The organism is Halobacillus sp., from assembly GCF_049282395.1.
In the GTDB taxonomy this organism is placed as follows: domain Bacteria; phylum Bacillota; class Bacilli; order Bacillales; family Halobacillaceae; genus Halobacillus.
In genome coordinates, this window is sequence record NZ_JBAPTY010000154.1 from 1 (window position 1) to 5,370 (window position 5,370).

The following is a 5,370-nucleotide window of genomic DNA, read 5'->3' on the forward strand; positions in this document are numbered from 1 at the left end:
GGATAAACATGATCGGTGAGACCCCGGAAGTCGAAGACTGAGGAGGCTCAGCACATGCCCACGGAAAGCGAAATCGTCCCCCGAAGGACCTACAGACTAACCCGATATCTCGAAACTGAGTCTTCAAATATACGGCCCTATTGTTTGATAATCTCTACTTTATTTTTGAGGAAATCTGAAAATAAGAAAGCCGCACGCAGGACGTGCGGACTCTTATTTTTACGCACTCTTTTGTACAGAGTCGCGGTCATTCTTGAATATAGCTGATGCAGCTGTAAGTAGAATCCAGAAAGTGAAGACAAGTATGATGGCTCCAAAAGTAAACAACATCCAGTCACTGCCTTCAGCCCATGGCGCCCACTCTCCAAGCACTTGAGTAATCATCGCCCATAAGGTCATGAACATGAGGAAAACCATCGGAATCAGGGTTGGCAAGTAGCTTCGTCCCAGACGTTTCAGCCATATAGATACAAGTAGTAAACTAATACCGGCAAGCAGCTGGTTGGAAGTACCAAACAACGGCCATAATAGATAACCGCCGGAACCAAATCCTTTAGGTCCCTGAGGAATCAAAGTCAAAGCTGCACTGGAAACTACGGCAACTGTAGTAGCTACATGCGTTTTCGTAAGAGGAGTTATCTTATATTCAGTCCCAAGCTCTGCAATAATATAACGCATTAACCGGACCGACGAGTCCAGCGTGGTTGCTGCAAAACTAACCACAATAACGGAAACTATCGTAGAAGCGACTGCAACAGGAATACCAAGACCCGCAGCGAGCTGCCCGGCTCCCTGAATAAATACACCTAGACCGGCACTGCTTGCGGCCGTGAAACTACTGTAAGTTGCTGTAAACTCTCCTGCTGTTGGGAAAAACGTAACGACAGCTATAATAGCCACGAGCGCGAGCGCCCCTTCCCCTACAGAACCTAAATAACCTACAAATCTGGCGTCCATTTCATTGTCCAGCTGTTTGGAAGAAGTACCGGATGATACCAGTCCGTGGAAACCAGAAATCGCTCCGCACGCAATCGTAATGAATAACAGTGGAAACCAGGATGTATCTGCTGTCGAATTCGTCACAGGAGCCGTAATTTCAGGGTTCGTGAAAAGTAAACCTAAATACAATAAACCAAGCCCGACGATCAACTGGTGAGAGTTGATGTAATCACGCGGCTGAAGCAGTTTCCACACAGGAAGAGTCGAAGCGATATAAACATAAGCCATTAACACAACGATCCATACTAAAAAGGCCATGGAAGTAGCGCTAAGCCCAAAGGCCGAGGATGCCCCTTCGCCCCCGAAATATTTCACTAAATCAATTTGCAAAACGGGAACATAACTTGCCACAATAGCTGCCAAGTACATAACGGCAAGCGCTATAACAGACGGAAGCAGCATATTCCCTTTTTTCTTATACACGCTGTAGCCAATCCAAATGGCCAGTGGAATTTGAATAAATACAGATACGACGCTTGCCGGGAATGAAATAAACAAGTTTGCAATAACCCAGGCAAACACAGCGTTAACCATCAGTACTAATAGTAGAATAATGAATAAAAACAGCACTTTAGCTTTTTGACCGATCAGCTTGCTCGCCAGGGTCCCAACTGATTGTCCCTTATTCCTAACGGATAATACTAACGTACCAAAATCGTGGACTCCCGCTGCAAAAACGGTACCAAGCAGAACCCACAGAACAGCCGGAAGCCAGCCCCAATACACGGCAATAGCCGGACCAACAATTGGCGCAGCTCCAGCAACAGACGTAAAATGATGCCCCCATAGGACAAACTTATTGGTCGGCACAAAATCGACCCCATCCTTATACTGATGGGCAGGTGTTACATAGTTCGGATCCAGCTTATAGATTTTCTCAGCAATAAATTTCGAATAATACCTGTACCCGAGAATAAAAACAATACCTCCAACTACCGCAAGCCAAATACCACTCACAATACCCCTCCTCCTTTATGTATGCGTTTCCATACTTATGATATTATACTACAATTTTTTCCTATTCATCAACGCTGTTGACTGATTTATCAAAAAATTCAGCCGATTGTAGGATATATTGTCGATTGTGGAATTTTTAAGAAGGGCTAGGAAGATAGGCACATATGAAGGGCGACTTTTTAATGCTTAGGAAGCAGAAGAACTCATAAAAAAAGCTACAGACTCCATTTGAATAAGAGCCTGTAAGCTTATAAATACAAAACTATTCTGATGCAATACGGCCCAGGAAGAAGCCGTCAACCTGATCCATTCTTCCGCGCCAGAAGAATTGACCTTCGGCTGGAGTAGGGATTGAATCCCCATCTTAACATGCTGGCCGACTTTAACAATTAAATCAATCGGGGAAGTGATTAGTTTATGAATCATGACGTTTCCTCCACCTTCAATTTAATATTTATGAAATTATAAGCTGGCCACGGACCCGTATATTTAAATTCCACGCGATCCTTCCAGCGTTCATGGAGTTCGTTTACTTTTTCGTCAAACGCCTGTTCATTGCCCCGATCAATCAGGTAAGCTCCGTTTAACAACATCCTCTCTCCAACCGTTTCATTGGATTTCGAGGATTCGGACAATCTTACAAGCCGCGTATGAATATCTTTTTCGATTTCTGTTTTCATGTTGTTAAAGAAATCCTGGGCCATTTCACCGAGTTTAATCCGGTCAAAATATCCAGCGGCTTCCGATTTACTCGAGACCGTTTCTTTTTGCTTCATTACTTTGTTATTCTTGTTAACTTGATCTTCGAGCCATTCTTTTTTCCCCTCCACTTTAAGCCCGATTTCGATTTTGTTTTCAACTTCGGGAAATAGGCGGGCTAATTGAGGATATAAATTTTCGAGAAGGACTTCTGTGTCTTCCCGGGTTTGGAAAACGTTCCCGAAACTAATGGGTACCACAGAGGATTCACTTTCCATCACCCGGGAAATAACATTTTGGTGAGTCATTAAATGGTCTTTTTTCGGAGTGTAAATTTTCACCGGTGCTTCAGTAGCTACCATTGCAGCATCTTTATAATGGATGGTGAAAATTGAACGGTCTTCCCCTTCAAACTCAATGGTGCCAAAACTTTTTTCCTCGTTTGTTTGAATGCAGCAAAATACATAAATACCTAACTCTTCATCCATGTCTTCTACGCCTCCTACACCTTTTTGCATGCCTCTATAATCTTGCTTTGTAGATCTTCTTCTTGGTCGTCCGTGCATAAATCCAAGGTGAAGTATGTGATATCAAGGCAAAGTTCTTGAAATTCTTTGTCATCTCCATCAATCGGCAGTTGATAACGTTCAGCCACATCCGCAATCATGATAGATGCACGTAAACTTAAAGAAGAATCGCGGTTGTTGCATAAATCATTTACTCGATGAACAAAACTTACTATGGCTTTTGCTTTATCCTCATCAATATTCGTTCGTTCAGACACAATGCCGGCTTCGGCCTCTTGATCCAGCGACTTGAGCGGCAGCGATATCATACGATCCAGAAGGGCATCCTGTGTTTGATATACACCTACGTATTCTGCTGGATTACTGGTGAAAATGATCGAAAACTCCCGGTGAACTCTTATGTGAGAATCCTTGCGTTTCGTTCCGTATAATGGCAGAATTTTTTCTTCCAGAACGGATAAAAACAGATTGTTAACTTCCGGCTGCGATCTCGTAAATTCATCGTAAAAAACGGTGTACCCATTTTTCACAGCTTCATATACACGGCCCGAAACCCAGCCTTCCGTAACATTTTCCTCGATTTTTCTCACGGTCCGCACGTAATTATCGTTCACTTTTTTACGGTTATAGCCTTTAAACGCTCCAATTAATTCATCGTTTGATAAACTCTTATTCCCACTGATTAACACTACAGGGCGTTTTCTGGATTTAGCGATATGGAGAGCCAGCGTAGTCTTTCCGATTCCTGTTGGGCCCGTAAAGTGCACTGGATAACCTAACGATAAATAGCGCTGGGAACGCTTAATCAAATTTTGAAAGAAGGGATGGGCGTACACGCCTCGCTCTTCTTGAGGTTCAGCTTTTGTTTCCGTTAATTTTGTCATTTCCACCCCTCCGTTTCTTAATGTTCTACTTCAGTTTTCTCTTCTAAATCACTGCGGTAGCGTAAACTTATTCTGGAAAAACCAGTTACTTCATGGTTGTTATCTAAAAACACTTCATAAAGTCCAATCATTTGGTCATTAGCGTACTTTTTCATATATTCTTTTTCTTCAATAATTTCAACTAATGCTTTCCAGCCATCATCCTGCTTTTTGGCAGATATGATTTTATGAGGGGGAGCAATATTCTGATTAAAGAATTGAGTAACGTTGTCTAACAGTTTCATATTGAAAGACCCGCCTTTCTACTGAATAGATAGAGAAGGGGTTGGTGGAAAGACCAACCCTTCACTGTTTAAATACTGAATTCGCCTCGTTCATTGGATTCTTCGGAGTCTTGAGATTGGGAACCTACACGCTGCTCTGCAAGACGGCCTCCAATACCTTCCTCTTCTACTTCATCGCGCAGGAGACCAACAGCCTCTGCATAACGTAGCCAAGTGTCTACACTTGCGATCACCACTCTTGCTTCTACCGTAATTAATTCGATACCGACGACAGAGACACGTGCAAATGCATCAATTACAATCCCTTTATCAAGAATACGGTCTACTACCTCTGCGAGACTGGAACTATCTGTTGATTTTTGAATAGCCATTTTCATTCTCCTTTCAAATTTTATCCATGATATGTTTTGATATCTTCAATTCCCTTCACATCTTTAGGACCTTTAACGTTTGGAGAACTTTTGATGTCATTTAGCCCCTTAGCATCTGTCGACCCCTTAATGCTTTTGGAACTCTTGAGCTCATTCACTCCTTTTAGATCGGTTGAGCTTTTCACCTGCGGAGCACTTTTCATTTGACTGAGCCCCTTTATATTAGAGGGACCTTTAAGCTTGGAAGAGCTCCTGACATTCGATATACCTTTAATACTTTCTACACCCTTAGTTCTTCTATCAGAGTTTCGAGAGCGTTGGCTTTCTTTTATTTTTTCTTGAAGCTCTTCCCCAGACTCTCTTACAGAAGCAATTTTTTCACGGAGCTTCAAAAGTTTTTCCTGCAGCTTCTTCTCAGCTTCTTCAGCTCTTTCATGAACTTTATTGGCATTTTCCTGCTTCTTCTCTTCGAGGTTGGTTCTTAATTGTTCAATTTCTCTTCGCAGTTGTTCTTTATATTGTTGGGCTAAATAGTCACTGGCTTCATCCTGCGCTTCTTCCGTAACTTCCTGGGAAGCATCCTGGATTTCATCAGTGGCTTCATCCGCGAATTCAAAAGGGTGCTCTGTTCTCCTTTTGAGTTCAGAGA

Annotated in this window: 7 protein-coding genes; all 7 read right to left on the reverse strand. The window is 42.6% G+C overall.

What is annotated here, in order from left to right; translation table 11 throughout:
* Positions 1 to 219 precede the first annotated feature (219 nt).
* The gene (locus WAM07_RS06925; protein WP_422165799.1) at positions 220 to 1,956 is read right to left on the reverse strand and encodes a carbon starvation protein A; all 1,737 of its coding nucleotides are present in this window, start codon (positions 1,954 to 1,956) and stop codon (positions 220 to 222) included.
* Positions 1,957 to 2,142: 186 nt separating this feature from the next.
* Positions 2,143 to 2,382 carry a hypothetical protein gene (locus WAM07_RS06930; protein ID WP_422165800.1) on the reverse strand — a complete coding sequence of 80 codons (240 nt, stop codon included), beginning with the start codon at positions 2,380 to 2,382 and terminating at the stop codon, positions 2,143 to 2,145.
* Positions 2,379 to 3,143, reverse strand: coding sequence for a GvpL/GvpF family gas vesicle protein (locus WAM07_RS06935; RefSeq protein WP_422165801.1), 765 nt, complete (start codon positions 3,141 to 3,143; stop codon positions 2,379 to 2,381). The genes WAM07_RS06930 and WAM07_RS06935 overlap by 4 nt, the downstream gene beginning before the upstream one ends.
* A 14-nt stretch (positions 3,144 to 3,157) precedes the next feature.
* Entirely contained in the window at positions 3,158 to 4,066 is a 909-nt protein-coding gene (gene gvpN / locus WAM07_RS06940) for a gas vesicle protein GvpN (RefSeq protein WP_422165802.1), read from the reverse strand.
* Between the two features lie 17 nt (positions 4,067 to 4,083).
* Complete coding sequence (gvpO, locus tag WAM07_RS06945) at positions 4,084 to 4,350, reverse strand: gas vesicle protein GvpO (RefSeq protein WP_422165803.1); 267 nt, start codon at positions 4,348 to 4,350, stop codon at positions 4,084 to 4,086.
* Between the two features lie 68 nt (positions 4,351 to 4,418).
* Positions 4,419 to 4,721: a gas vesicle structural protein GvpA gene (gvpA, locus tag WAM07_RS06950; protein ID WP_422165804.1), complete on the reverse strand. Its 303-nt coding sequence runs from the start codon at positions 4,719 to 4,721 to the stop codon at positions 4,419 to 4,421.
* A gap of 20 nt (positions 4,722 to 4,741) precedes the next feature.
* The coding region (gene gvpQ / locus WAM07_RS06955; protein ID WP_422165805.1) for a gas vesicle protein GvpQ at positions 4,742 to 5,370 on the reverse strand (629 nt) is incomplete at its 5' end.